19 protein-coding genes and 2 pseudogenes are annotated in these 25029 nt (G+C 63.8%); 10 read left to right on the forward strand and 11 right to left on the reverse strand.

Annotation, left to right across the window (positions count from 1 at the left end):
* Positions 1-98: 98 nt before the first annotated feature.
* Positions 99-1523: a PLP-dependent aminotransferase family protein gene (locus tag EGJ22_RS01305; protein WP_029888035.1), complete on the reverse strand. Its 1425-nt coding sequence runs from the start codon at positions 1521-1523 to the stop codon at positions 99-101.
* A 325-nt stretch (positions 1524-1848) separates the two neighbouring features.
* On the opposite strand from EGJ22_RS01305, the gene EGJ22_RS01310 reads away from it, so the two are divergent.
* Positions 1849-3261, forward strand: coding sequence for an amino acid permease (locus tag EGJ22_RS01310; protein ID WP_009685581.1), 1413 nt, complete (start codon positions 1849-1851; stop codon positions 3259-3261).
* A 3-nt stretch (positions 3262-3264) separates the two neighbouring features.
* On the opposite strand, the gene EGJ22_RS01315 is transcribed toward EGJ22_RS01310, so the two are convergent.
* Entirely contained in the window at positions 3265-3444 is a 180-nt protein-coding gene (locus EGJ22_RS01315; protein WP_029885534.1) for a hypothetical protein, read from the reverse strand.
* Between the two features lie 111 nt (positions 3445-3555).
* Between EGJ22_RS01315 and tam the strand changes: the two genes are divergently transcribed.
* The 4 genes from tam (at position 3556) to EGJ22_RS01335 (ending at position 7833) form a co-directional block, all read left to right on the forward strand.
* The gene (gene tam / locus EGJ22_RS01320) at positions 3556-4332 is read left to right on the forward strand and encodes a trans-aconitate 2-methyltransferase (protein WP_029885535.1); all 777 of its coding nucleotides are present in this window, start codon (positions 3556-3558) and stop codon (positions 4330-4332) included.
* Between the two features lie 153 nt (positions 4333-4485).
* Positions 4486-5196 (forward strand): YebC/PmpR family DNA-binding transcriptional regulator, encoded by a 711-nt coding sequence (locus EGJ22_RS01325; protein WP_009685578.1) that lies wholly within the window; start codon positions 4486-4488, stop codon positions 5194-5196.
* A 115-nt stretch (positions 5197-5311) separates the two neighbouring features.
* On the forward strand, positions 5312-6256 hold the full coding sequence (locus tag EGJ22_RS01330) for a LysR family transcriptional regulator (RefSeq protein ID WP_029885536.1): 945 nt from the start codon (positions 5312-5314) through the stop codon (positions 6254-6256).
* A 164-nt stretch (positions 6257-6420) separates the two neighbouring features.
* Complete coding sequence (locus EGJ22_RS01335) at positions 6421-7833, forward strand: DOPA decarboxylase (protein ID WP_029885537.1); 1413 nt, start codon at positions 6421-6423, stop codon at positions 7831-7833.
* Between the two features lie 33 nt (positions 7834-7866).
* On the opposite strand, the gene EGJ22_RS01340 is transcribed toward EGJ22_RS01335, so the two are convergent.
* Entirely contained in the window at positions 7867-9240 is a 1374-nt protein-coding gene (locus EGJ22_RS01340; protein WP_029885538.1) for an MFS transporter, read from the reverse strand.
* A gap of 291 nt (positions 9241-9531) precedes the next feature.
* Between EGJ22_RS01340 and quiC the strand changes: the two genes are divergently transcribed.
* The gene (quiC, locus tag EGJ22_RS01350; protein ID WP_029885539.1) at positions 9532-11439 is read left to right on the forward strand and encodes a 3-dehydroshikimate dehydratase QuiC; all 1908 of its coding nucleotides are present in this window, start codon (positions 9532-9534) and stop codon (positions 11437-11439) included.
* Positions 11440-11502: 63 nt separating this feature from the next.
* Here the strand turns inward: quiC and EGJ22_RS01355 are convergent, their stop codons facing one another.
* Both EGJ22_RS01355 and EGJ22_RS01360 read right to left on the reverse strand, forming a co-directional pair.
* On the reverse strand, positions 11503-12177 hold the full coding sequence (locus EGJ22_RS01355; protein ID WP_029885540.1) for a bifunctional 2-polyprenyl-6-hydroxyphenol methylase/3-demethylubiquinol 3-O-methyltransferase UbiG: 675 nt from the start codon (positions 12175-12177) through the stop codon (positions 11503-11505).
* Between the two features lie 6 nt (positions 12178-12183).
* On the reverse strand, positions 12184-13047 hold the full coding sequence (locus EGJ22_RS01360) for a sensor domain-containing diguanylate cyclase (RefSeq protein WP_029885541.1): 864 nt from the start codon (positions 13045-13047) through the stop codon (positions 12184-12186).
* A 178-nt stretch (positions 13048-13225) separates the two neighbouring features.
* Between EGJ22_RS01360 and EGJ22_RS01365 the strand changes: the two genes are divergently transcribed.
* Entirely contained in the window at positions 13226-13705 is a 480-nt protein-coding gene (locus EGJ22_RS01365) for an isochorismatase family protein (protein WP_009685570.1), read from the forward strand.
* On the opposite strand, the gene EGJ22_RS01370 is transcribed toward EGJ22_RS01365, so the two are convergent.
* The 5 genes and pseudogenes from EGJ22_RS01370 to EGJ22_RS26840 form a co-directional block, all read right to left on the reverse strand.
* On the reverse strand, positions 13702-16470 hold the full coding sequence (locus tag EGJ22_RS01370; protein WP_029885542.1) for an amino acid adenylation domain-containing protein: 2769 nt from the start codon (positions 16468-16470) through the stop codon (positions 13702-13704). The two genes, EGJ22_RS01365 and EGJ22_RS01370, sit on opposite strands and share 4 nt — an antisense overlap.
* Before the next feature lie 99 nt (positions 16471-16569).
* Positions 16570-17751 (reverse strand): hypothetical protein, encoded by a 1182-nt coding sequence (locus tag EGJ22_RS01375; protein ID WP_064314490.1) that lies wholly within the window; start codon positions 17749-17751, stop codon positions 16570-16572.
* A gap of 214 nt (positions 17752-17965) precedes the next feature.
* Positions 17966-19585, reverse strand: coding sequence for an NADP-dependent glyceraldehyde-3-phosphate dehydrogenase (locus EGJ22_RS01380; RefSeq protein ID WP_029887123.1), 1620 nt, complete (start codon positions 19583-19585; stop codon positions 17966-17968).
* Positions 19586-19729: 144 nt separating this feature from the next.
* Positions 19730-20473: a leucine-rich repeat domain-containing protein gene (locus tag EGJ22_RS25930; RefSeq protein WP_155273754.1), complete on the reverse strand. Its 744-nt coding sequence runs from the start codon at positions 20471-20473 to the stop codon at positions 19730-19732.
* Between the two features lie 22 nt (positions 20474-20495).
* A pseudogene (locus tag EGJ22_RS26840) lies at positions 20496-20885 on the reverse strand (leucine-rich repeat domain-containing protein); the annotation flags it as partial.
* A gap of 323 nt (positions 20886-21208) precedes the next feature.
* Between EGJ22_RS26840 and EGJ22_RS01390 the strand changes: the two are divergent.
* The 3 genes and pseudogenes from EGJ22_RS01390 to EGJ22_RS01400 all read left to right on the forward strand — a co-directional run.
* The gene (locus tag EGJ22_RS01390; RefSeq protein ID WP_009685564.1) at positions 21209-22363 is read left to right on the forward strand and encodes a hypothetical protein; all 1155 of its coding nucleotides are present in this window, start codon (positions 21209-21211) and stop codon (positions 22361-22363) included.
* A gap of 71 nt (positions 22364-22434) precedes the next feature.
* Complete coding sequence (locus EGJ22_RS01395) at positions 22435-23553, forward strand: glycosyltransferase 61 family protein (RefSeq protein WP_029887125.1); 1119 nt, start codon at positions 22435-22437, stop codon at positions 23551-23553.
* Between the two features lie 38 nt (positions 23554-23591).
* Positions 23592-24365 (forward strand): annotated as a pseudogene (locus tag EGJ22_RS01400) (AraC family transcriptional regulator); the annotation flags it as partial.
* A 63-nt stretch (positions 24366-24428) separates the two neighbouring features.
* Here the strand turns inward: EGJ22_RS01400 and EGJ22_RS01405 are convergent.
* The gene (locus EGJ22_RS01405; RefSeq protein ID WP_029887127.1) at positions 24429-25010 is read right to left on the reverse strand and encodes a LysE family translocator; all 582 of its coding nucleotides are present in this window, start codon (positions 25008-25010) and stop codon (positions 24429-24431) included.
* Positions 25011-25029 lie beyond the last annotated feature (19 nt).

The raw sequence follows: 25029 nt of genomic DNA on the forward strand, positions 1-25029 counted from the left end.
ACAGGCATAATTGGCCCGAAACAAACGTAGGAGCGAGCGCAGCTCGCGATGCGCCGCGCGGGCGGCGCTCGATCTCAAGTTCACACGACCGGTATGGCTTAAAGCCCAGCCCGACGCACATGCTTGACCAACACTTTCTCCAGCAACTCCCACATCGCCGGGTCGGTGCTGAACGCCACGTTGAAGCGCATCCAGCCGGTGGCTTTGGCATCGACCATGAACAACTGCCCAGGCCCGAGCATGATGCCTTTCTCCAGCGCGTCGTCCAGCAATGCCGCGCTGTCCGGGAGCGCCGGATGGCGGGTCCAGATGTACATGCCTTCGTCGGATTCGATGAACAATTCGAAGCCCAATCGATGCAGATGCCGACCAACTTCCTGATGCGCCTCGGCCAGGCGCTGGCGCAGACGCTTGAGGTGCTTGCGCCAGCGGCCGTCGATGACCGCGGCATAGACCACACGCTCCATCACCTGCGATGTGGTCAGGCCCGAACGCATTTTCAGCTGCAGCAGCTTCTGCATCAGCTCGGGGTTGGCCAGCATGTAGCCGACGCGCACATTGGGCGAAATGCTCTTCGAGTAGCTGCCCACGTACACCACTTGCTGCAGGTGGTCGAGGCTGGCCAGGCAGGGCTGCGGCTCGGCGACCATGTCGGCGTACAGGTTGTTCTCGACCAGGCGGAAGCCGTGCTGGCTGGCCAGCTGCAACAGCCGGTGCAGCTGCGGCAGCGGGGTGCGCGAGCAGGTCGGGCTGTGCAAATGCGGCTGGGTGAAGAACGCCGTCGGGCGGTGATGGGCGAGCAACTGCTCCAACTGGTTCAGGTCGTAGCCCGCCGGGGTACGCGGGACGCCGACCAGCGTCGCCCCCTGGGTACGCAAGATGCTCATCAGGTTCGGGTAGCCCGGGTCGTCCACCAGTACCACGTCCCCCGGCCGGACCAGCGTGCGTGCAGCCAGGTCCAGCGCCTGGCTGGCGCCGTGGGTCAGCATCAGCTGCGCCGGGTTGGCGACGATCGACAATTCCTGCTGCAGGTTCTGCGCGGTCAGTGCACGCAACTCCGGCAGGCCCATGGGGTCGCCGTACCCCGACAGTTCCAGCGGGCTGCCGGCCACCTGGCGCAGGCCACGGCGCAGGCCCTCTTCGTACATCCAGTCGTTGGGCAGCCAGCCACATCCGGGTTTGTAGGGCAACTGACGGATCTCGAAGATCTGTTGCAGGTACCACTCTGAGTTGAACGTTGGTCGACTGGTGTCGGCCTCGGCGTTGTGCTGCTCCAGCAGCTCGGCTGCCGCGCGGTTGACGAAAAAACCTGCATTGCCCCGGCTCACCAGCAACCCCTGGGCCACCAGGCGATCGTATGCCTCGACCACGGTGAAGGTACTCACCGAGTAGCTCGCGGCAAAGGCGCGAATCGAGGGCACCTTGGCGCCAGGCTTGAGGGTCTGGTTATCGATCAGCTCGCGCAGCGCGTCGATGATCTGGTTCACCAACGGGGTCGAGGAGTCTGGATGTAGTTCGAGCATTCGGGGCCTTCAGGGTGCGTATCGCCAGGCAATTGCAGGGTGTACTGCATAGGCGACCTGTACAGTGCAGTGCGAGTTTGATGCCACTGTGCATGGCTCTCTGCGTCGGACATTTTTACATTAGGTGTCAGATATCGCCACCAATAGCATGTTCAGTTCGCGCCAGGCGCCAGCCCTGGGGCGCGTCAGCAGGCCGCCATGGAAGGCCTGCGTGTGTTCGCGCACACCATCCTGCCCGCATTAGCACTGATGTACAGGTGAAACCGCCAGCCATCGGGGTTTCACGGTTTTCCTTGGATAAAAAGAAGCACGGGGTACACAACTGATGGACGCAACATCCACTACCACCACCGCGAAAAGCGGGCACGAGAGCAAGCTCAGTGCCTCGCTGAAGTCGCGCCACCTGACGATGATGTCGATCGCCGGGGTTATTGGCGGCGCCTTGTTCGTCGGTTCCGGAAGCGTGATCCACAGCGCCGGCCCAGCCGCTGTCCTGGCCTATCTGGCAGGCGGCATCCTGGTGGTGCTGATCATGCGCATGCTGGGTGAAATGGCGACTTCCTCGCCTGATACCGGCTCGTTCTCCACTTACGCAGACCGCGCCATCGGCCGCTGGGCCGGCTTCACCATTGGCTGGCTGTACTGGTGGTACTGGGTCATTCTCATGGCCTGGGAAGCTTACGTAGCCGGCAAGATCCTGCATGGGTTCTTCCCGGATGTGAGCGTCAACGTGTTCGTGCTGGCCACGACCCTGTTGCTGATCACCGTCAACTTCTTCAACGTCAAGCACTACGGTGAGTTCGAGTTCTGGTTCGCCCTGATCAAGGTGATCGCGATCGTCTGCTTCCTGATCGTGTGTACCGCTGCGGTAACCAATGTCTGGCAATTCGGTGAAGTGCGTGGCATCAGCCACCTCACCGCCGAAGGGTTCATGCCCAACGGCATTACCACGGTCATCGGCGCCTTGCTGGGGGTGATGTTCGCCTTCCTCGGCGCAGAAATCGTCACCATTGCCGCTTCCGAAGCCAAAGACCCGGCCGCTCAGATCGTCAAGGCGACCAACTCGGTGGTGTGGCGGGTGTGCCTGTTCTACGTCGGTTCGATCTTCCTGATCGTCTGCCTGGTACCGTGGAACGACCCGCACCTGGGGGTTTCCGGCTATGGCGCCTACCGCCGTACCTTGGAGCTGCTGGGCGTGCCGTACGCCGAGCTGCTGATGAACTTCGTGGTACTGACCTCGGTCAGCAGTTGCCTGATCTCGGGCCACTACACGGCTTCGCGCATGCTGTTCTCGCTGGCCCAGCGGGGCGATGCACCGTCGTTCTTCAAGATCACCCGCGCCGGCACCGGTGTACCGGTGTACGCGATCATGGGTTCGTGCGCCGTGGCTGTGGTCTGCGCGTTGATCAACTTCAGCGAGACCCTGCGCCCCAAAGACGTGCTGGAAACCCTGATGAACACCACTGGCATGATTGCCCTGCTGGTGTACCTGGTGATCGCTTTCTCGCAGCTGCGCATGCGCCGCAAGCTGATCGCCGAGGGCAAGGAAGTGCGCCTGAAGATGTGGCTGTTCCCTTGGCTGACCTACCTGGTCATCGCCTTCATCGTGGCGGCACTGGTCACCATGGCCTTCATGCCTGACTACCAGATCCTGGTGATCTCCACCGGTGTGGCGGCGGCCATCGTGGTGGCCATGGGTGTGGTGCACCAGATCCGCTCTGGCAGCAAGCAGCACTAAGCGTCACTCGCGCTTGGAAACGGCCGGCTCCCGTGGGGACCCGGCCGTTTCGCGTTGTTGGGCCTGGGTTTTTTCGGCGGGCAAGTGAAAGCCCTGGTTCATCCACGGTGAGCCGAGCAGGGCGGCGGCCGCGATCAGGGCCAGGATGGCAATGGCGATATAGGTTTTCAGGTGGCTGCGCATACAGCAGATGACCCTGCACCCAGCCAGACAGTTCATTGCGTGTGCCGCAACGAACGCGCCGGCCGCCACATGGCGTATGCTCCACTTATCACCCGCCTGGAGGAGCTGCACATGGCCTGGTCCGCCACCCAGTATTCGCTGTTCGAAGACGAACGTACCCGCGCCGTGCGCGACCTGCTGGCCGCCGTGCCGTCACGCCCGGTACGCCACGCCACCGACCTGGGTTGCGGCCCTGGCAACTCCACCGAGGTACTGCTGCAACGTTACCCCGATGCCCAGGTAATGGCGCTGGACAGCGACCCGGACATGATTGCCAAGGCCCGGGAACGCAAACGCTTGTGCATCCCCCGGGTGCGCACAGTGGTTGACGACATCAGCGGCTGGTCGGCCCCGGAGCCGCAGGACCTGATCCTTGCCAATGCCTCGCTGCAGTGGGTGCCCGAGCATGCCAAGCTATACCCGCACCTGGTGCGCCAGTTGAGCGAAGGCGCCAGCCTGGCGGTGCAGACCCCGGACAACCTCGATGAACCGGCCCACCGGCAATTGCGCGAGATTGCCAGCCAGGGCCCGTGGGCCGCGAAGTTCGCCGACCTGCAACTGCCGCCCCGGCACGGGGCGGCCTTTTACTACGACCTGCTCAGCCCGCTGTGCGCGCGGGTCGATGTGTGGCGCACCACCTATCACCACCCGCTGGTGGGCGGCGCCGAGGCGGTGGTGGAGTGGTTCAAAGGTTCGGCTTTGCGCCCTTACCTGGCCAGGCTCGATGAGCGCGCGCAGGGTGATTTCCTGCGGATGTACCTGCAGGCCATGCAGCGCGACTATCCGCCGGCCACCGATGGCAAGGTGCTTTTGCCGTTCCCGAGGCTGTTCGTGATCGCTACCCGCTAGGGGCAGTTCAGTGCCAGGCGGCTGCCAGGGCGGCAGGCAAGCGGATCGAGGCTGATGAGATTTCTTGTCGAACCCATGCGCGAGGGCGTATAAACTGCACCCACTTTTGGCCGGTCGCTTCCTGAACCGGCCGCTGAAACAAAGAGAGTCGACATGGGCGCACAGTGGAAAGCCAAGCATAGAGAAACAGCTGCCAATGCCAAGGGCAAGATCATGGGCAAGCTGGCCAAGGAAATTCAGATTGCGGCCAAATCTGGCGCCGACCCGGACATGAACCCGCGCTTGCGTCTGGCCATCGTCCAGGCCAAGAAAGCCTCGATGACCCGTGAAACCCTGGAACGCGCCATCAAGAAAGGCGCTGGCCTGGACGGCGAGGCCGTGCAGTACCATGCCGTCAGCTACGAAGGGTTTGCCCCGCACCAGGTGCCGCTGATCGTCGAGTGCCTCACCGACAACGTCAACCGCACCGTTGCGCAGATCCGCGTGCTGTTCCGCAAGGGCCAGCTGGGCGCCAGCGGTTCGGTGACCTGGGACTTCAACCATGTCGGCCTGATCGAAGCCACCCCCGAAGGCGATGCCGACCCGGAAATGGCCGCGATCGAAGCCGGCGCCCAGGACTTCGAAGAAGGTGAAGAAGAGGGCTCGACCCTATTCATTACCGACACTACCGACCTGGACGCGGTGCAGAAGGCCCTGCCCGAGCATGGCTTCACCGTGACCTCGGCGAAAATCGGCTATACCCCGAAAAACCCGGTGAGCGCGGCCAGCCTGAGCGCCGAAGCGCTGGCTGAGGTTGAAGCGTTCCTCGAAGCGATCGACGAGAACGATGATGTGCAGAATGTTTACGTTGGTCTGACCGACTGATCTGTGCAATTGGGGCCGCTTTGCGGCCCATCGCGTCGCAAGGCCGCTTCTGTAGGCGCGGCCTTGTGTCGCGAAACGAGGGCGAAGCCCTCGCAGCGGTCCGGAGCCGAACCCGATGAACCCCACCTTCGCCTCCCTCAGCCTCGCCCACCTGCGCACCCTTGACCACCTGCTGCAGCTGAAGAACCTCAGCCACGCTGCCGAGCGCCTCGGCGTCAGCCAGCCGGCCCTCAGCCGTCAGCTGGCCCTGCTGCGCGAAGCGTTCGGCGACCCCTTGCTGGTCCGCCAAGGCCGCGGCTACGTGCTCAGCGAACACGCCGAAACCTTGGTCGAGCCCCTGCGGCAAGTGCTTGAAGAGCTGCAGGCCCTGCGTCAGCCCGCAGTCTTCGACCCGGCCCGCTGCGAACGGCGCTTCTGCCTGGCTGCCTCGGACTATGTGGCCGAACACATGCTGCCGTTGCTGGTGGCTGCGCTGGAACAGGAAGCGCCGGGGGTTTCCCTGGAATACCGCACCTGGCAGGCCGGCCAGTACGCCTTGCTGGCCAGCGGCGAGATCGACCTGGCGACCACGCTGTTCGACGAGTCGCCACCCAACCTGCACGGGCGCCTGCTGGGTGAGGACCGCGCGGTGTGCCTGATGCGCCGCGACCATCCGCTGACGGCGCAAGCCACCCTCAGCCAGGAGGACTACCTGGCGCACAAGCACGTGCGGATTTCCGGTGGCGGCGACAAGGACAGCTTCATCGACCGCCACCTGCGCGCCCAGGGCCTGCAGCGGCGGGTCAGCCTGGAGGTGCCGTTCTTCTGTGCCACGGTCAAGGTGGTTGCCGGCAGCCAGGCCGTGGCCACCGTCCCCGAGCACATCGCCCGGCAACTGAGCCGCTTGCATGGCCTGGCTTGGCGGCCGCTGGGCTTTATCGACCATAGCCAGCGCTACTGGGTGGTGTGGCACCAGCGTTTGCAGGCCTCGGCCGAGCACCGCTGGTTACGCAACCGGGTATTCGAGTTGTGGCGCCAGTCGCAGTTCGGCGTGCAGGGTGGGCATGCGCGTTTGCCATAGCAACTATGCGTGACATGGGGTTATTCGTCTGGGCATAGGCGCCTAGACTGGGGGCATTGTGTTGCCTGCGCTGGCCCTGTCCAAGCCAGCGTCCTGTTCTGTGGGCGCTGGCTTGCCTGCGATGGGGCCATAACAGGCTACGGATGACCCAAAGGAGAGCCCGCGTGACCCCCGAACAATTCCGCCAATACGGCCACCAGCTGATCGACCTGATCGCCGACTACCGCCAGACCGTGGGCGAGCGCCCGGTCATGGCCCAGGTCGAACCCGGTTACCTCAAGGCCGCCTTGCCAGGGAAAGCCCCCCAGCAAGGTGAACCCTTCGAGGCCATTCTCGACGACGTCAACGCACTGCTCATGCCTGGCCTGTCCCACTGGCAGCACCCTGACTTCTATGGCTACTTCCCCTCCAATGGCACCTTGTCCTCGGTACTGGGTGACTTCCTCAGTACTGGCCTGGGTGTGCTGGGCCTGTCATGGCAGTCCAGCCCGGCCCTGAGCGAACTGGAAGAAACCACCCTCGACTGGCTGCGCCAGTTGCTGGGTTTGTCCAGCCAATGGAGCGGGGTCATCCAGGACACCGCCTCGACCAGCACCCTGGTGGCGTTGATCAGCGCGCGCGAACGCGCCACCGATTACGCTTTGGTGCGGGGTGGCCTGCAGGCCGAAGCCAAGCCATTGATCGTGTATGTCAGTGCCCACGCCCACAGCTCGGTGGACAAGGCCGCGCTGCTGGCCGGCTTCGGGCGTGACAACATTCGCCTGATCCCCACCGACGAACACTACGCGCTGCGCCCGCAGGCCTTGCAGGCAGCCATCGAGCAGGACCTGGCTGCCGGCAACCAGCCCTGCGCTGTCGTGGCCACCACCGGCACCACCACCACCACAGCCGTGGACCCGCTGCGCCCGATCGGCGAAATTGCCCAGGCCCACGGCCTGTGGCTGCACGTCGACTCGGCCATGGCCGGTTCGGCGATGATCCTGCCGGAATGCCGCTGGATGTGGGACGGCATCGAGCTGGCCGACTCGGTGGTGGTCAATGCGCACAAGTGGCTGGGCGTGGCGTTTGATTGCTCGATCTATTACGTGCGCGACCCGCAGCACCTGATCCGGGTGATGAGCACCAACCCCAGCTACCTGCAGTCGGCAGTGGATGGCGAGGTGAAGAACCTGCGTGACTGGGGCATCCCGCTGGGGCGCCGGTTCCGTGCGTTGAAACTGTGGTTCATGTTGCGCAGCGAGGGCGTGGAAGCGTTGCAGGCGCGGCTGCGACGCGACCTGGACAATGCCCGCTGGCTGGCAGGGCAGGTCAGCGCTGCGCAAGGTTGGGAGCTGTTGGCGCCCGTGCAGTTGCAGACCTTGTGCATTCGTCATCGGCCGCAGGGGCTGGAGGGCGAGGCGTTGGACACGTACACCCAGGCTTGGGCGCAGCGGCTCAACGCCAGCGGTGATGCCTACGTGACCCCGGCGACGCTGGATGGCCGCTGGATGGTACGGGTGTCGATCGGCGCCTTGCCGACCGAGCGGGGCGATGTGGAGCGGCTGTGGGCGCGCTTGCAGGGCGTGGTTCAGGGCTGAAATGGCTGGGGCCGCTTTGCGGCCCCGTGCCTGTCAGTGGCTTACCGCCTGGACGCTGCCTTTGCGGCTGGCTTCATAGGCTTCCTTTTCCATCGGCTTGGCCTGCGGGTTACCCAGGTCTTCCATCGCCAGGCGATGGGTTTCCGGGGCAATGTAGGCCGCCAGGGCACACACGCAAGTGATGAAGAACGCCAGCCCACCGACCACCAGCGGGATGTTGTCCGAGCCGGGTGGCGCAACCAGGGCGAACAGCGCCGGCAACATGGCAGTCAGCATGGTGCCGATGTTCTGCGCAATGGCCATGGCCGAAACGCGGTAGCGGGTTTGGAACAACTCAGGGTAGAAGCTTGGGAATACCGCGTTGTAACCCTGGTAGACCATGCCCCACATGACGATCGAGGTGATGAATGCCAGTGGCACGTTCTGAATGCTGATCGCATACAGGTAGACGAACGCCAGTAGGCCCGATCCCAGGCAGCCGGCAATCATGGTCGGGCGGCGGCCGATCTTGTCCGACAGGTTGCCGACGAACGGAATCACCAGCACCGCGACGATGTTGCCGACCACGGGGATCCACAGGTAAACGCTCTTGTCGAAGCCGATGCCATAGGCCGGCTGCACCGCGTAGGCCGCACCGAAGATGGTGGCGACTACCGGAATCACGTTCATCAGGGCCATGAACATCACCAGCACCATGTGCTTCCAGCTGTGGCGGAACGCTTCGCTGATCGGCGACTTGGCCACTTTGTCCTGTTTCTCTTCCTTCACGAATGCCGGGGTTTCGTGCACTTCCTTGCGGATGATGAAACCGGCGATCAGCACGATGGCGCTCATCAGGAAGGGAATACGCCAGCCCCAGTCATTGAAGGCCTCGCTGGGCATGAAGTACGCCAGTGGCAGGAAGACCGCCGCTGCCATGACCTGGCCCGCCTGTACCCCCTGCAGGGTGAAGCTGGCGTAGTAGCCCCTTCGGCCGAAGGGCGCGTGCTCCATGATCATCGAACTGGCGCCGGAGATTTCCCCGGCCACGGCGAAGCCCTGGATCAGGCGCAGCACCACCAGCAAGGCCGGTGCCAGGAAGCCGATGTCGTGGTAGGTGGGCAGCAGGCCCACGGCCATGGTCGACAGGCCCATCAGGAACATGCACAGCAGCAACACGTTCTTGCGGCCACGGGTATCACCCCAGTGGCCCAGCACGAAGGCGCCCACCGGGCGGGCCAGGTAACCCACGCCATAGGTGGCCAGCGAAGCGATGATGGCCATTTTCGGGTCGGTATTGGGGAAGAAGATCTGCGGGAAAATCAGTGCAGCGGCCTGGGCATAGATGAAAAAGTCGTAGTACTCGAGTGCCGAGCCTATCCATCCACTGGCGGTCGCTTTTTTTGCTTGCGAGCTGGAGTGAGCCATCGTTGTCTCCGTTGTTATTGTTGTTTGCGCAGGTTCCGCCAGGGGTGTTTGCCAAGGCAGGAGGCAGCGGTCGGTGTGCCTGCGTCTGTGGATCATGTTGACCACGGGCCAGTTGACTGGCAATTCGCTAAAACGGGTTTTGTGCGATAATCGAACGCAAAACTAACCATTCCGTACAAAGAGATTGAAGCAGCGACTCTACCTGCGAATAATCGATCGTGCCATAAACTGTGACAGGTCTTTCTGCCTGTCTGGCACTGTATACCTTCCAAACAACAAGGAACTCCCGCCATGCAGCGTTCGATCGCTACCGTGTCCTTGAGCGGCACCCTGCCGGAAAAGCTCGAAGCCATCGCCGCCGCCGGTTTCGACGGCGTCGAGATCTTCGAAAATGACTTGCTCTACTATGCCGGCAGCCCCCGCCAGGTGCGGCAGATGTGCGCCGACCTGGGTATTGCCATTACCTTGTTCCAGCCGTTTCGTGATTTCGAAGGCTGCCGCCGCGACCGCCTGCAGAAAAACCTGGACCGCGCCGAGCGCAAGTTCGACCTGATGCAGGAGCTGGGTACTGACCTGGTGCTGGTGTGCAGCAACGTCCAGGCCGATGCCCTGGGCGATGAACAGGTGCTGGTCGACGACCTGCGCCTGCTTGCCGAACATGCTGGCAAGCGTGGCCTGCGTATCGGTTACGAAGCGCTGGCCTGGGGCCGCCACGTCAACACCTACCAGCAGGTCTGGAACCTGGTGCGCCAGGCTGACCACCCGGCCCTCGGGGTGATCCTCGACAGTTTCCATACCTTGTCGCTGAAGGGCGACCCGCGCGCGATCCGCGACATCCCTGGCGACAAGATTTTCTTCGTACAGATGGCTGACGCACCGATCCTGGCGATGGACGTGCTGGAGTGGAGCCGCCACTTCCGCTGCTTCCCGGGGCAAGGCGAAATGGACATGGCCGGCTTCCTCGCGCCGATCCTGGCCACCGGCTACCGTGGCCCGCTGTCGCTGGAAATCTTCAATGACGGCTTCCGTGCAGCGCCCACCCGGCAGAATGCCGCCGACGGCCTGCGCTCGTTGTTGTACCTGGAAGAGCAAACCCGGCTGCGCCTGGAACAGGAAAATACCCCGATCGAGCCTGGCGTACTGTTCACCCCGCCCGCGGCCAGTGGCTATGACGGCGTCGAGTTCCTGGAATTTGCGGTCGACGAGGCCGTCGGCGCGCGCCTGGGCAGTTGGCTGAAACGGCTGGGCTTTGCCGAAGCGGGCAAGCACCGCAGCAAGGAAGTGCAACTGCTGCGCCAGGGCGATATCAACATCGTGCTGAACGCAGAGCCTTACTCCTTTGGCCACAACTTCTTCGAAGCCCATGGCCCGTCATTGTGCGCCACCGCGCTGCGGGTCAAGGACCAGCAGGCTGCGCTCAAGCGTGCCACTGCCTACCGTGGCCAGCCGTTCCGCGGCCTGGTCGGCCCCAACGAGTGCGAGGTGCCGGCGGTACGCGCACCCGATGGCAGCTTGTTGTACCTGGTAGAGCAGGGCACCGCCGGACATACCCTGTATGACACCGACTTCAGCCTGGACCCGAGCGCAACCGCCACCGGCGGCCTACGCCGCATCGACCATATGGCCCTGGCGCTGCCAGCCGAGTCGCTGGACAGCTGGGTGTTGTTCTACAAGAGCCTGTTCGATTTCGCCGCCGACGACGAGGTGGTGCTGCCCGACCCGTACGGCCTGGTCAAGAGCCGCGCCCTGCGCAGCCAGTGCGGCACCTTGCGCCTGCCGCTGAACATTTCGGAAAACCGCAACACCGCCATTGCCCATGCGCTGTCCAGTTACCGCGGTTCCGGGGTGCACCATATTGCCTTTGATTGCGACGACATCTTCAGCGAAGTGGCGCGCGCCAAGCTGGCCGGGGTGCCGTTGCTGGAAATTCCGCTGAACTACTATGACGACCTGGCGGCCCGCTTCGATTTCGACGACGAGTTCCTCAGCGAGTTGGCTTACTACAACGTGCTTTATGACCGCGACGCCCAGGGTGGCGAGCTGTTCCATGTGTACACAGAGCCCTTCGAAGAGCGCTTTTTCTTCGAGATCATCCAGCGCAAAGGGGGTTATAGCGGCTACGGTGCGGCTAACGTCGCGGTGCGCCTGGCGGCCATGGCCAAAGCGCGGAGCGGCGCGGTGCGCAAGCCGGTGCTCTGACTACACGGTGGCCTGGAGCCTGGGGCGTCATGCGCCCCATGGCGACACCAGGCCGCGCCAGTTTCAACGGCGCTCGGCTACCAGGAGCAGCGACTGCGGCACCGCGCGTTGCGGGTGCTGCGGTTCCTGCAGGCCAACCAGGCGCAACCCGGCCATCTCCAGCGCGTTCAGCCAACTGCCAAGGGTGCGGAAATACCATGGCATCGCCTGCCAGTGCCCGGCGAACCCGGCAAACGATTCCTCACGCCAGCCGTCCTGATAGTCGCCCTCAGCGACGCTCCAGGGGTGCAGGGTCTGCATCACCAGTGCACCACCCGGCACCAGCAACTCACCCATCGCGGCCAGCAACGGGATGATGTCCTGGTGCAGCAAGGCGAAGTTGGCGCAGACCAGGTCATAGTCCTTGCCCACCTGCACCTGTGCAGCAGCCAGCTGCGCATAACTGGCCACGTGCACCTGCGCGGCGCCTTCAGCCCGCGCAGCCGCCACCAGCGCCGGATCACCATCGACACCCACCGCCTCGATACCCCGGGCATGCAGCGCGCGCAGCAACCAGCCTTCTCCGCAGCCAAGGTCGAGTACGCGGCTGGGCTGGCGGCCTAATATCGCCAGTAGGATGGCGGCGTCAGTCACCTCGCGGCGGCTCTCGATGGCGCCGCTGCGTACCGCGTCAATCCAGGCCTGGGCATTGTGCTGCCAGCTGACGAGCAAAGCGTCTTCAGGGTCGCGCCTGTTCATCTGTGTTCAGCCTGCCGCGGTGCGTTGCCGTTTGACCCGGTACATGTGGCCGTCAGCATGGCGCAGCAGCATGTCGGCATCGGCGCCGTCTTCGGGGAAGCGCGCGATGCCGATGCTGCAGGAAGGTGCCTGGAGCCCGGCCAACTCGGCATCCAGCGGCTCGGCCATGACGGCCAGGATATGCTGCACCTGTGCGGCCACGACCTCGGCTGACGGGCAATCGGGCAACAGCACGGTGAACTCGTCACCGCCCATCCGCGCCACCGTCGCGCTGCCCGCTACGCAGCTTTCCAGGCGCCGGGCCAGTGTGCACAGTACCCGGTCGCCCACGCTGTGGCCGTGGTTATCGTTGATCTGCTTGAAATCGTTGATATCGATAAACAGCAATGCCAATGGGCGGTCATGGCGCCGGGCGCTGGCCAGGGCGGCGTCCAGCCGTTGGTTGAACATGGCCCGGTTGGCCAGCCGGGTCAGCGGGTCGTGATGCGCCAGAAAGCGCAGCTCGGCTTCGGCCTGGTGCTGGGCGGTAATGTCACGCGCCACGCCGATGCGGGCCTGAGCCTCATCTGACCAGCAGGCTGCCCAGAGTATATGCACCACGCCACCGTCCTTGCGGATGTAACGGTTGTGGAAGTCGTAATGCGGTTGGCCATTCATGACCCGCAGGATCGAAGCGCGAGTGGTTGCCAGGTCTTCGGGGTGCATGTAGTCGGTAATTGCGGTACCGACCAGCTCGCATGCCCGGTAGCCCAGCAGCGCTTCGCAGGCATCGCTGACAAAGATGATCTGGTTGTCCCGGTCGACCACGAAGACCGTGTCGAGCATCAGGTGGATCAGCCTGGGGTACAACGCGTGCAGGTCTACGGGCATGGTTCACGGCGTCCTCGGCGGGATGCCCGATCATAGCTGAAACAGCGCCGGATGTGACCGGGGGGCAAGCCTCTGCAGGGTGGTTTGGCCGTGCCTGAGCGCCAGCCAGGCGTGGGCAGCCACCGCGGCCGTGCAGGCGCGGTATACTGCGCGCTTTTGCCCGTGCCGGAATTCGCCCATGCGCCAGGTGTTGTTAATCGTCGATGTCCAGTCCACCTTCAGCCCACCCGAGTGGCTGGTCGATGGGCTGCGTCGGTTGTCAGCCAATATTCCTACCGTAGCCTCGGTCGAACTGCACGACGAGCGGGTCACGCCGTTTGCACGCCAGCTTGGCTGGCACCCGGCGGCAGAGGACGAAAGCCTGGTGGAGGCTGACCAGGTGTTCGTCAAGCATGGTTACGGGCAAAGCGCCGAAGCGATCGCGTACATCCGGCAAATGGGCGTGGAGCGCGTGCTGGTGTGTGGCCTGCAGACCGAAACCTGTGTGCTGGCCGCCGGCTTTGCCCTGTTCGATGCTGGGCTGATGCCTACCCTGGTCACCGACATGACAGTCGGCTCCTCGCTGGACCGTTCCGGCAAGCTTGGCATCGAGCTATGGCAGCATCACTTCCGCCAGGTCACCACGTCGGCTGAAGTCCTGGCTGAACTGGCGGGCTAGGTCACGCGTTGCACCCCGTCATCGTCCCCGCGCGTTTTTCGGCCAGCCCGCCAGCGGCTGAGCAGCCAGCGCGTGCTGGTATTCCACGCGACACTGACGGCCACGCCCCCGGCGATGGCCAAGGCAACCTCGAACAGCAGGTAGGGGGCGATACGGTCCGCCACCGACTGGAACTGGAAGTGCGTCAGGTAGATGAACAGGGTGGCCGAAGCAATCACCGCACCCGCACGTGCCAGCCAGGCCGGTACGGGGACTGCGCGTAGCCAGATCAGCGCCAGCATCGCCGGCAAGGCAATATCGACGTAGTGGGTGACGGCCTGCCAGCCAATACCGGCCACCGCCATCAGGTCCAGTTCTGCAACCACCAGCACCGCTACCGCGCTGGCCAACGCTTTGCGTGCGGGGGTATCGGCATGGTGCACGGCCATGCCCAGCACCATCACCGCCAGGAAGTGTTGCGGCACCCGGTGCAGCAGGCCACTGGCGTCGAACACCCAGCGGTCGAGTAACACATCCACCGCTACCAGCGTACAGGCAGCCAGGATCAGCCAGCGGAACGGGGCGGCGTTGACGGCCTGGCGTACCCGCTTGCTCGACAGCACCAGGCCAATGATCACGATCATCTGCACCAGCACTTCGATATACCAGTAGTTGAACAGGCCAACCTCGCCGGTCGCAAACCAGTTGGACACCAACAGCAGCGATTGCCAGTGCACCCGGTCGAACACCAGTTGCAGTAGCGCGGTATACAGCACGGTCGGCACCACGATGGCGGCCAGGGACGGCAGCAGTGTGCGTGCATCCCCCCGGGTTTCAATGGCCTTGAGCTGGAAACGCGCCAGGCTGATGCCAGAGACCAGGAACAGTACCGACGTTTCGCCGACGATCGGCCAAGGGGTCATGCCGCTGAGGTGGCCGACCACGATCAGGATGATGGCGAGCATACGCACGAACACAGGCATCTCCATGACCCGCCAGCCGCCTTCATGCGGTGCGCTGAGCTCGGCCAGCCGGTTGACCGACAGGCTTTCCCAACGGTCTGGCAGGTGGCCGATCAACCGCTCGAGCACCCTCGAGGCCTGTACGAATGAAAGCGAGTCACCGCCCAGCTCGACAAAGCTCAAGCGTGGGTCCAGGCGCGGCACCCGCAGTATTCGTGCCCACTCGCTGCACAGCTTCTCGGCCAGCGCTGACGAGGGTTGGCTGGTCGGCGCTTGAACCGGGGCGGGCAGGGCGCGTTTGTCGACCTTGCCGTTCGGGGTGAGCGGTATGGCCTGCACGAAGATGAACAGTGCCGGCACCATGTAGTCCGGCAACTGGCGGGCGACAGCCAGGCGCAGGTCGTCGGCGCTGCCTGGCTGATGCAACACGCAGTAGGCAATCAGGCGGGGCAGTGGGTGGTCATGGTTGGCCAGTACTACGCACTGCCGGACGGCAGGCAGGCGGCTGATGGTGTTTTCTATCTCCGCCAGTTCCACGCGGTGCCCCCGCACTTTCACCTGGCCGTCAGCCCGGCCGAGGAAACAGGCACTGCCATCGGCCAGGTAAGTGCCCAGGTCGCCAGTGCGGTAGCAGCGGTCGCTGGCCAGCCCGGTGAACGGGTTGGTGATGAACCTGGCTTCGGTCAGCGCCGGGTCGCCCCAATAGCCAAGGGACAGATAGGGGCTGCGGATCAGGATTTCGCCGGTTTCACCTTCGCCCACCAGTTGCCCGGCCGCGTTCACGACCAGCAGTTGCGCATCGGCGATGCCTTTGCCCAAGGGCACCCGGGCCTGTTCCGCGGTCGGGTCGAGCGTGTGGTACGCCATGGCTTGCGGGGTTTCGGTGGTGCCATAGAAATTAACGTTGACGGCATTCGGCGCCACGGCACGCATTTGCTGGTACAGCGCCGGGCTGAGTGCATCGCCGCCCCAGAACAGGTAACGCAGTTGCCTGAACAGCTGGCCCTGCAGCTGCGCGCCGGTCTCGATCAGCTTGCCCAGCGGTGGGGTGAGGTGAATGACGCTGACGCGGTGCAACGCAATCCAGCTGGCCAGCTGTGCAGGGTCGGTAAGGCTGGCCTGGGCCGGGCAGGCAATGCTGGCGCCCAGCGACAGTGGCGTGAATACATCGCGGTAAACCGGGTCGTGGCCGAGGCCGGACAGTAGCGAGAACGTATCCGCCTGGGTCAGCCCGTGCTGGTGCACATGCCAGTCGATGAAGTGCACCAGCGGCGCGTGATGGGTAACGATCGCCTTGGGCTCGCCGGTGCTGCCCGAGGTGAAGGTGATGTAGGCCGGTTGCCCTGCGCTGACCGCGGGCAGTTGCGCCGTTGGCCGGTCAAACGCATGCAGTGCCTCGACCGGGTCCTGAGGCACAGTTACCACACAGGCGTCTGCGGCTTCGACGTGTGCCTGGCCACAGCGCAGGACTACCCGAGGTGCCAAGCTGCTGGCGAGCTGCTGCAGGCGGGCGGGAGGGTAGGCCGCATCGGCCACGCTGAACGCCCGCCCGGCGCGCAGGCAGCCAAGCATCGCGTAGACCAGCGCCGCGCCCCGCTCGGCAACAATCAGCACACGATCGTCGCTATTGACGGTTATTTCCAGCAGATACGCAGCGATACCTTGGCTGATCTGCGCCAGCTGGGCGTACGTGCAAAGCCTGTGCGCGGTGATGATTGCAGGGGCTTCGGGGCAGCGCTCTGCCTGTTGCAGGAAGGCTTGGTGAATAGGCTGCTCGGCGCGGTACTGCAGGCACAGCGTCGGGTTCGGGCGCAGGTCCGGCATGATGGGTTGGGGCTCCGCATGAACGTTTTGCCTGGCTGGTAGCACAACGCTAGTGCAGGCTGGCCCATGGCGCCAATGGGTGCGAACAACAGGCGATGTTCAGCGTTCGCGCATGAAGAACCCGGCAACGAACTTGCGGAAGGTTTCCGGGCTCTTGAAATCGGCGTAGCGCTTGAAGTTCTCCGCGTCCGGCTCGGGGCCCAGCGGTTGCTCCAGGAGCGATATCGACAATACCCGGTCCTGATCCGAGGTCATCACCAACTCGTCTGCCAGCGCGCCGCCGATCACCGGCCGGCGCATCTGCACTTTCACACCCTTGCTGGCCATCCAGTCGACCAGCGACACCAACGCCTTGAGCGGCTCGCGCTCCTCGTCGCGGTACACGGGGAACAGGTGGGCGCGTGACAGCACGGGTACGCTGGCCACATGGATCAGCTCGTAGTAGTGGCTGCCGGCACTGGTCGGCGAATACAGCATCAGTGCCAGCAGCGGTCCGCTGGTGCGGCTGCCGCCCCAGTACAAGTGATGCCCCTGGAAATCGAACCCGTCTTCGTTGCGGTTGTTGAACAGCTTGCGACCCTTGATCTGATCGACGCAGTCAAGCAACAGGCCGTGCCGGCGGTGGTTGCCGAACACCTTGGCTTCGCGCAACCGCGCCTTGAGCATCATCATGTGCTTCATGTCCAGGCGGGTTTCCAGGTAGTTGCTGGCCGGCACCCGCTCCAGCAGCGGGTAGCGGCTTGCCACGCTGCGCAGTTCGGCAAACTGCCCGGTCAGGTCCTTCTTCAGGTGCGTGGCATACAGGTTCAGGCCACTGGTCTCGATCCAGGTCAGCAACAGCGCCAGCAGGCGCTGCTGTGCGCGTCGCTCGCTGCCTTCGCCACCCTCGCCAGGGCCGCCGGCACGGAAGTCGCCAATCAGGCGCAGGGGCGTGTCGGGTGGCAGCCAGGCGGCGGGTGGCGCGGGGTCGTTTTCGCGCTCGGCGGCTTCGCGCTCGTCTTTGCTGAAGGGGCAACCGGGCGCATGCTCGGCGGTCCCCGGGTTGTTCTTCAGGAAAAGCGTGCCGGTGTTGCCATTGAGCGTGACATTGAGCACCGGCAAGGCGTCGTTACGGCAATCGCAGGCCAGCCACTGGTTGGCATTGCGCACCTTCATCAGTAGCTGATTGGCCTGCAGCAGGCGCGGGCCGCCCAGGGTGCCGGTGGCAAAGCCGACCAGCAGCTCTTCTTCGGCGGGGGTCAGGCTGCGCACCTGGGTCGCGGTTTTGTCGATGATTCGCATGAAGCAGCTCCAAGCTACGAGCCTCAAGCTTCAAGCAAAGCGCTGCCGCTTTCAACTGGCCGCTCGGTTACCGCCGAACATGTTCCTGGGGCGGGCGCGGATTTCGTCGGCGCTCAGTCTTGGTTTGAGCTGCCATGTCGATGCTCCTGGGCAATGGGCACCGGTGCGGTGCCCTGTTGCCTGGAATCGGTCATGCAGGCGCAAAAGCGAGCGGTCAGAAGATGTAGTCCGTGGTCAGGAAGCTGGACTGGCGATTGCGAATGATGTCGCTGATCAGTTCCTTGTTGGCGTCCTGGAAGCGTGTGGCGACCAAGGTACGGATCGAGAATACCCGCAAGGCATCATCCACCGACAACGTGCCTTCGGCGCTGTTCTTGCGGCCGTTGAACGGGTAGGTGTCAGGGCCACGCTGGCATTGCGCGTTGATGTTGATGCGCCCGACCTGGTTGGCGAATATATCGACCAGGCTGCCGATGGTCTGCGGGTCGTTGCCGAACAGGCTCAGTTGTTGGCCGTAGTCAGAGTCCAGCACATAGTCGATCACCGTTTGCAGGTCGCGGTAGGGCACCACCGGTACCAGCGGGCCGAACTGTTCTTCGTGGTACACCCGCATGCTGTGGTTGACCGGGTACAACAGCGCCGGGAAGAAGAACGAGCCGCGGCTGTGGCCGCCGCCTTCGTTGAGTACCTGGGCGCCCTTGGCCCTGGCATCGGCGACCAGGCCATCGAGGTAGTCGACCTTGCCGGGTTCGGGCAGAGGTGTCAGGGCCACCCCAGGTTCCCACGGCATGCCGGGCTTGAGCGCGGCCAGCTTGCGCTGGAACTTGTCGAGGAAGGCCTCGACCACGTCCTCGTGCACAAACAGGATCTTCAGGGCCGTGCAGCGCTGGCCGTTGAACGACAGCGCACCGGTCACCGCTTCTTCGACCGCGTTGTCGAGGTCGACCTGCGGCAGCACGATGCCCGGGTTCTTGGCATCCAGGCCCAGGGCCGCGCGCAGGCGGTGCGGGCGTGGGTGCAGTTTTTTCAGGTCGCTGGCAGCCTTGTGCGTGCCGATGAAGGCGAACACGTCGACCTTGCCACTGGCCATCAGTGCGCTGACCGTTTCGCGGCCGCGCCCGTAGATGACGTTGATCACCCCAGGCGGGAAGCTGTCGCGGAACGCTTCGAGCAGCGGGCGGATCAGCAGCACGCCGAACTTGGCCGGTTTGAACACCACGGTGTTACCCATGATCAGCGCCGGGATCAGCGTGGTGAAGGTTTCGTTCAGCGGGTAGTTGTAGGGGCCCATGCACAGCGCCACGCCAAGCGGGGCCCGGCGGATCTGGCCCAGCGTGCCTTGTTCCAGTTCGAAGCGGCTGGAGCGGCGGTCGAGGTCTTTGAGGGCGTTGATGGTATCGACGATGTAGTCGCAGGTACGGTCGAATTCCTTTTCCGAGTCCTTGAGGTTCTTGCCGATCTCCCACATCAGCAACTTGACCACCGCCTGGCGCTGTTCGCGCATACGGGCGAGGAAGGTCTCCACGTGCTGGATACGCTCGGCCACCCGCATGTTCGGCCAGGCGCCACGGCCCTTGTCGTAGGCCTGCACGGCGGCATCGAGGGCGGTGAGGGCGGTATCGGCATCGAGCAAGGGTGCGCTGCCCAGTATGACCTGCTGTTCCTCGTCACCCTGCTTGAGCCACACGGGGCTGCGCACCGTGGCCAGGGGGCCTTCCCAGCGTCGCAGTTGCCCGTTGACCAGGTATTCGCGTTGTTCCAGTGGGCCCCCCAGGCGCCAGGTTTCCGGGATGCTATCAGCGGTGGGGAAGAGTGAATCGAGCAGACGGTCCATGGTTACTGCACCTCACGTTACAGGGCGGATTTCAAGCCAGGTGAATCGCTTCAGCACTGAGCATGCACCGGCGCCGGGAAAAACACCAGTGTGGTACACCCGTGAGCGCAGCGCCTGGTTGTTCGACCAGGCGCTGCGGATTGCTCAGAGCGCCAGGGTGAACAGTGCCTGGACCGGGCGCATCAGGCCTTGCTGGCGCAGCGCCGGATCGGCGTCGAGCACGGCCAGCCGTCGCCAGAACTCCACGCGTGCATGCTGCGGTTGAGACTGGAATGGCTCCATGTCCAGCAATGCTCTGAGGTCACGGCGGTACGGCAGCGGCAGGCGCTGCCACAGCGCCGCGTCGTCGGGGCCTGGTTCGTCGAAGAAATCCAGGTAGTCGCTTTCGCTGACCAGCAGATCGACCTGGTGCGCGGCGTTGTAGGCATCGATCTGAGCCCGCATGGGCGCGCCCAGCCACTCGCTTTCAAGGCGCAAGGCATTGGCGACAGGCCGGGTGACCGCGAAGTTTGCAGGCAGGTGCTGGAACTGGTTGGAAGCCAGGTCCAGCACGAACGGTTCGCTGATCTGGTCCAGGCCTTGCGGCAACTCGACGAGGCTGCAACCGGACAGGAACAAGGTTTTCAGTTGCGCGAGATTGCGCAGGTCCGGTGCGCTGATCAGCGGGTTGTCCGACAGGTCCAGTTGCACCAGCCGCGTGTAGCGGTCCAGTGTTCGCTGGGCGCTGGCATCCCAGGTAATGCGGTTGCTGTCCAGGTCCAGCCAGTGCAATTGCCACGGCTGGGGCAGGCGCGGTACACGGTCGAAGCGGCAATCCGACAGCATCAGGCGCCTGAGGTTGGGGAAGCCCCAGGGCAATGGCACTTTCGGGTGTGAAGGTTTCATCATCGGCGAAGTTCTGCAGGGCAGCCTGCAGCAGGCTATCGCGACGATGGCTGTAAAGATGACGCAGCCCCAGCCAATGCCAATCATGCTCGACCCGCAGTAGTTGGGTATCGAGCAAGGGCGTGTCGAGCCCATGTTCTGCCAGGCGGCCTCTTAGCAGTGGCTCGGCAAACTCACTGATCTGCTTGAGCCCTTTAAGCGCCTTTGCCAAGGCCGCTTGCGCATGCAGCAACTGGTTGTGGCTGGCGCAAACCGCCTCGCGCAGGTCGGGTGCGGCATTGTCGAACCAGTCCTGCAACTGCCACGGGGCATGTTGACTGGCCTGTAAAGCGCCCCATTGCCCGGGGTTGGCGCGGCGTGCCCAATGCGGCAGTTGTGCCGCGAGCAGGGCGTGGTGTGGATTGTTGCCTATCATGATGATGCCCCTCTTTATGCAAAGAAGGCATCAAACGCCAGTTATCGATAGCGAAGTGGTAACCGGTTATCGTGATGTCGGCACGCTTATAGCAATCTGTCGCAACTAAACGCAGTGGCGGCAGGAAATTTGACGCCAGAATAATTCAGACAAATACCAGCCAAGTGCCACTTGCCAAAGTGATTTCGCCCACCTTAAATTGTTACTGAATGTGAAGTTAATGTGCGGCCTAACCTTTTAATATCAATGCGTTAGGTATTTTTCCGCTGTTTATCTGTCTTGTTCCGATACACCCTGGCACTTCAAAGGACGTGGAAGAAGAAATGAAAGCGACCTTGACCGCAGCGGCGCGAAAATTCATATCGCCCTCCACCCGTTACGAAATCAGACAGTTGGGCAGCCAAGTGCGTGAGGTAATGGCGCGCGCCTGTTTGTGGCGCTGGGAAGTTGCCAGGTTTCGGCTGCAACAGGAAAGCCCTTACGAGATCCTTTACATCGGCCGCAAGCACCAACGGGAAATGGCCAAGCTGCTGATTGGCGGCAAGGGACAGGGCAGTGCGGCGATCGTGGAAAGCGCCAGTGCCAGCGCACCTGCCGACCATGTGGTGCTGATCAGCGAAATGCCCACTACCGGCGCGCTTTCGGTGCCGCACTATCTAAGCGCCGTGGTGCCACTGGGGCGCCCCCTGGAAGACATCACCGCGCGCTACGACAGTGAACTGCGGCGCAGTATTCGCAAGAACCGCCCGCTTTACCAGATGCGCCAGGCACTTGCCGATGACGAAATCGCCATGGCCGACCGTGAGCTGTTGCGGCCGTACGCGACTGCCAGGCAGGGCATCCATGCGGCGCAGTTTCCCACCGACGAAGTGTTCCGCATTGCCCAGAGTGTCGGGCGGCTCGACCTGATTACCTGCGGCGATGAGGTTATCGGCTGCCACCTCGGCTGCGAGGTGGTGCGTGATGGCAAGCGTTACTGGAGCACCTTGCGCTTCGGCTATTGCGAAGCGGTGTTTTCAGACGCCAGGAAGTTGCGCGAAGTGAACTCGATCACCACCTTCATGGCCCTGGAATGGGCGCTAGAACATGGCTTCGATTATTACGACATCGGCCTGTGCCTGGCGCGCCCGGACGACGGCTTGCTGAAGTGGAAGCGGCGGCGTGGGGGCGACATCGATTCGTTGGGCAACCATGCTTACCTGTTCGTGCGGCTGCCAAAGACCGGTACGGCGAAGTTTCTGTGGGACACGCCCATGTTTGCAATGGAAGGCGACAAACTGACCTTGCACCTGGGCCTGCCAGCAGGCCCCAGCGATGACGAAGTTGCCAGCCGCTACCATGAGATGGTGTTCGGCGGCCTGCACAAGATCTACCTCTACGGCGACAACGCCACTGGCGAAACCTTCGTGCAAGCCCTGCGCAACCGCTACGCCAACCAGCAGTCACCCCCCATCATGCAGCGCGTCATGTGCAGTTGAAGGGGCGCACGGATGCATTGAGTCATCATATTGCGCCATGCGCTGAACCTCGCCATCAAGGGGGACGCTTCATGAGAAGCGACATCTCGCAGTTCAATGCTTCGCCGGCCGCTGCGCAACGCAGCTGGACCCTCGCTGCCTACCGTTACATCGCCCGCAAACGGTTGGGCAGAACCCCGCCAATCGACGTCAAAAGCCTTGCCAGCAAAAGTTGGGACATCGCCCCGGGCGAGACCACGGTGTCGCCACCGGCCATTTACCTGCCGGGGCAGTTGGAGCGGGTCACCGGATGGGAAGGCAAGCGGTTCTACCCCTACGTGCACCCGGCGCGCACCATGGAGGGTGGCATCAGTGCGCTGCAAGGGCCGACCCGTGGCTACCTGATCAAGGATGTATGGCTGGTCGACGGGGCGTTGTACAAGGGTAAGGCCAGCCACTGGCTGTCGCAGAAGCCGAACACCTTTCCGCGCATTGCGGTGGACCATGAAATCGACCGCGCTGCCATTTACTGCACGCAGAATGGCAATTCATGGTTCGGCACCTGGCTGATGGAGGATTGCCCCACGTATGCGCTGGCCTGCAACGAGGGCGTGCCGGTGACCACGGCACCGTCGGCCAGGTACCCCTTGTTCACCCAGGCACCGGCCTACGAAGACTGGTTGGATATGCAGCCGCTGCGCCTGCGCAGTGCGTTTTTCCGGGAGCTGGTGCTGTTCGACGATCAGAGCAACAACCGCAGCCGGCATGCCCGCTACCGTGCCATGGGCGAAAAGCTGTTGGCGCATGTCGCCCATGCGCCGCACCCGGGGGTGTTCCTGCTGCGCGGCGGTGATGGTGACCTGCGCCTGCTGCGCAACGAGCTGGCGCTTGCCGAGCACCTGCGGGTTACACGGGGTTTTCGCATCGTCAACCCGCTCAAGTCGGATGTGCCGAGCATCATCGCCGCCTGTGCCGGGGCCAAGGTGGTGATTGGGGTGGAGGGTAGCCAACTGGTGCATGGCGTGAATGTGCTGCAGCCCGGTGGCTGCCTGCTGACGCTGCAGCCGCCGAACCGCTTCGTCAGCTACTACAAGTACCTGACCGACCGTGATCAGCAGCACTTCGGCTTCGTGGTCGGCCTGCCGGAGGGCGACGGGTTCAGGGTCGATATCGGTGAAGTGGAACGCACCCTGGACCTGTTCCCGCAATAACTGTGTAGTATCCAGGCACACGGCAACTGGGGATGGCAATGATCGAGGTATCACGGTTCTGGCGCGACCCTGCGCTACCCTTTGTCGAGGCCCGCAAGGTTGGTGACGGGCGCCAGGTTTGCTACGCCGCGCACTCCCACGAAAGTTTTTCCATCGGGGTGATCACCGGTGGGCGTAGCACTTACCTCAATGGCGATCAGCGCCATGAGGTTGCGGCGGGCACTACCGTCCTGATGAACCCTGGGGTCGTGCATACCTGCAACCCGATCGCAGGGGAGCCGTGGTCCTATCTGATGCTGTTCGTCGACTGGCCGTGGCTACAAGCGCTGGGGTTCACCTTGCCGGTGCAGACACTCAGCACCTCTGCCGTGCTGTACCAGCGGCTGTTGCAGGCTTTTGCCGAGCTGTTCGATGCCAGTGTGCCGGACCGCGAGGCGCGCCTGGCCGCGCTGTTCCGCGAATTGCCCGCCCTGCTGCAGGGCAGTGCGCAGGCCGCCGAAGTGCGTAACCCACGGCTGGAGGCCGCAGCCGCGTTCATCCGTGCCCATCGCTGCGATGCACTGCGGCTTGAGGATATCTGTGCTGCCTGTGGCCTTTCGCGTTCCTACCTGATCCGCGCGTTTGGCCGACACTTCGGGCTGACCCCCCACGGCTATCTGCTCGATCAGCGCGTGCAACTGGCGCGGGCGCAGCTGCGCCAAGGGCGGGCTATCGCCGAGGTGGCACAAGCAGCCGGTTTCGCCGACCAGGCGCACCTGCAGCGCGCCTTCAAGCAGCACCTGGCGGCAACACCGGGGCATTACCGCAATGCTGGCGCCCGCGCGTGCACGCCTGCCCAGGCAGCGTCTGCCGCCAAAGGCGGCGGCGGGCCGGCTTCAGATCACCAGGTAAAGCGCACTGCCGACCAGCAGCACGGCCAACGCTCGGTTGAGCAGGCGCATATGCCGCGCGTTGCCCAGGTACTGGCGGATAACGCTGCCGGCCCAGGCCCAGCACGCTACTGAAACGAAACAGATAGGCCCGTAGATCCAGGTGAACAGCCACAGCAGCTGCTGCTCGCCGCCCGTGTAGGCGCCAACCCCGGCCACCGCTGCCAACCAGGCCTTGGGGTTGAGCCACTGCATGGCGGCGCCGTGCCAGGCCGACGGTGCCTGCTCGGGGTGCGTGCTGCCCAGCTCGCCGCTGTCACTGGCCAGTTTCCATGCCATGTACAGCAGGAACGCCACACCGCCCCAGTGCAACAGCAGCCCCAGCACCGGCCAGCGCACCAGCAGTTGGTGCAGGCCCAGGCCGACCAGCACCAGCAACACACAGAAGCCCAGCGTGGCGCCGGTCACATGGCCCAGGCTGGCCCGCAGGCCATGGCGGGCACCGCTGCCGAGCGCGACGATGTTGACCGGGCCGGGGGAGATGGAGGCCGCCAGTGCGAAGGCGGCCATGGAGAGGGACAAGCTCATGAAGGAGATCCATTTTGTT

It is taken from the genome of Pseudomonas sp. p99-361 (assembly GCF_003935475.1).
GTDB lineage: Bacteria > Pseudomonadota > Gammaproteobacteria > Pseudomonadales > Pseudomonadaceae > Aquipseudomonas > Aquipseudomonas juntendi.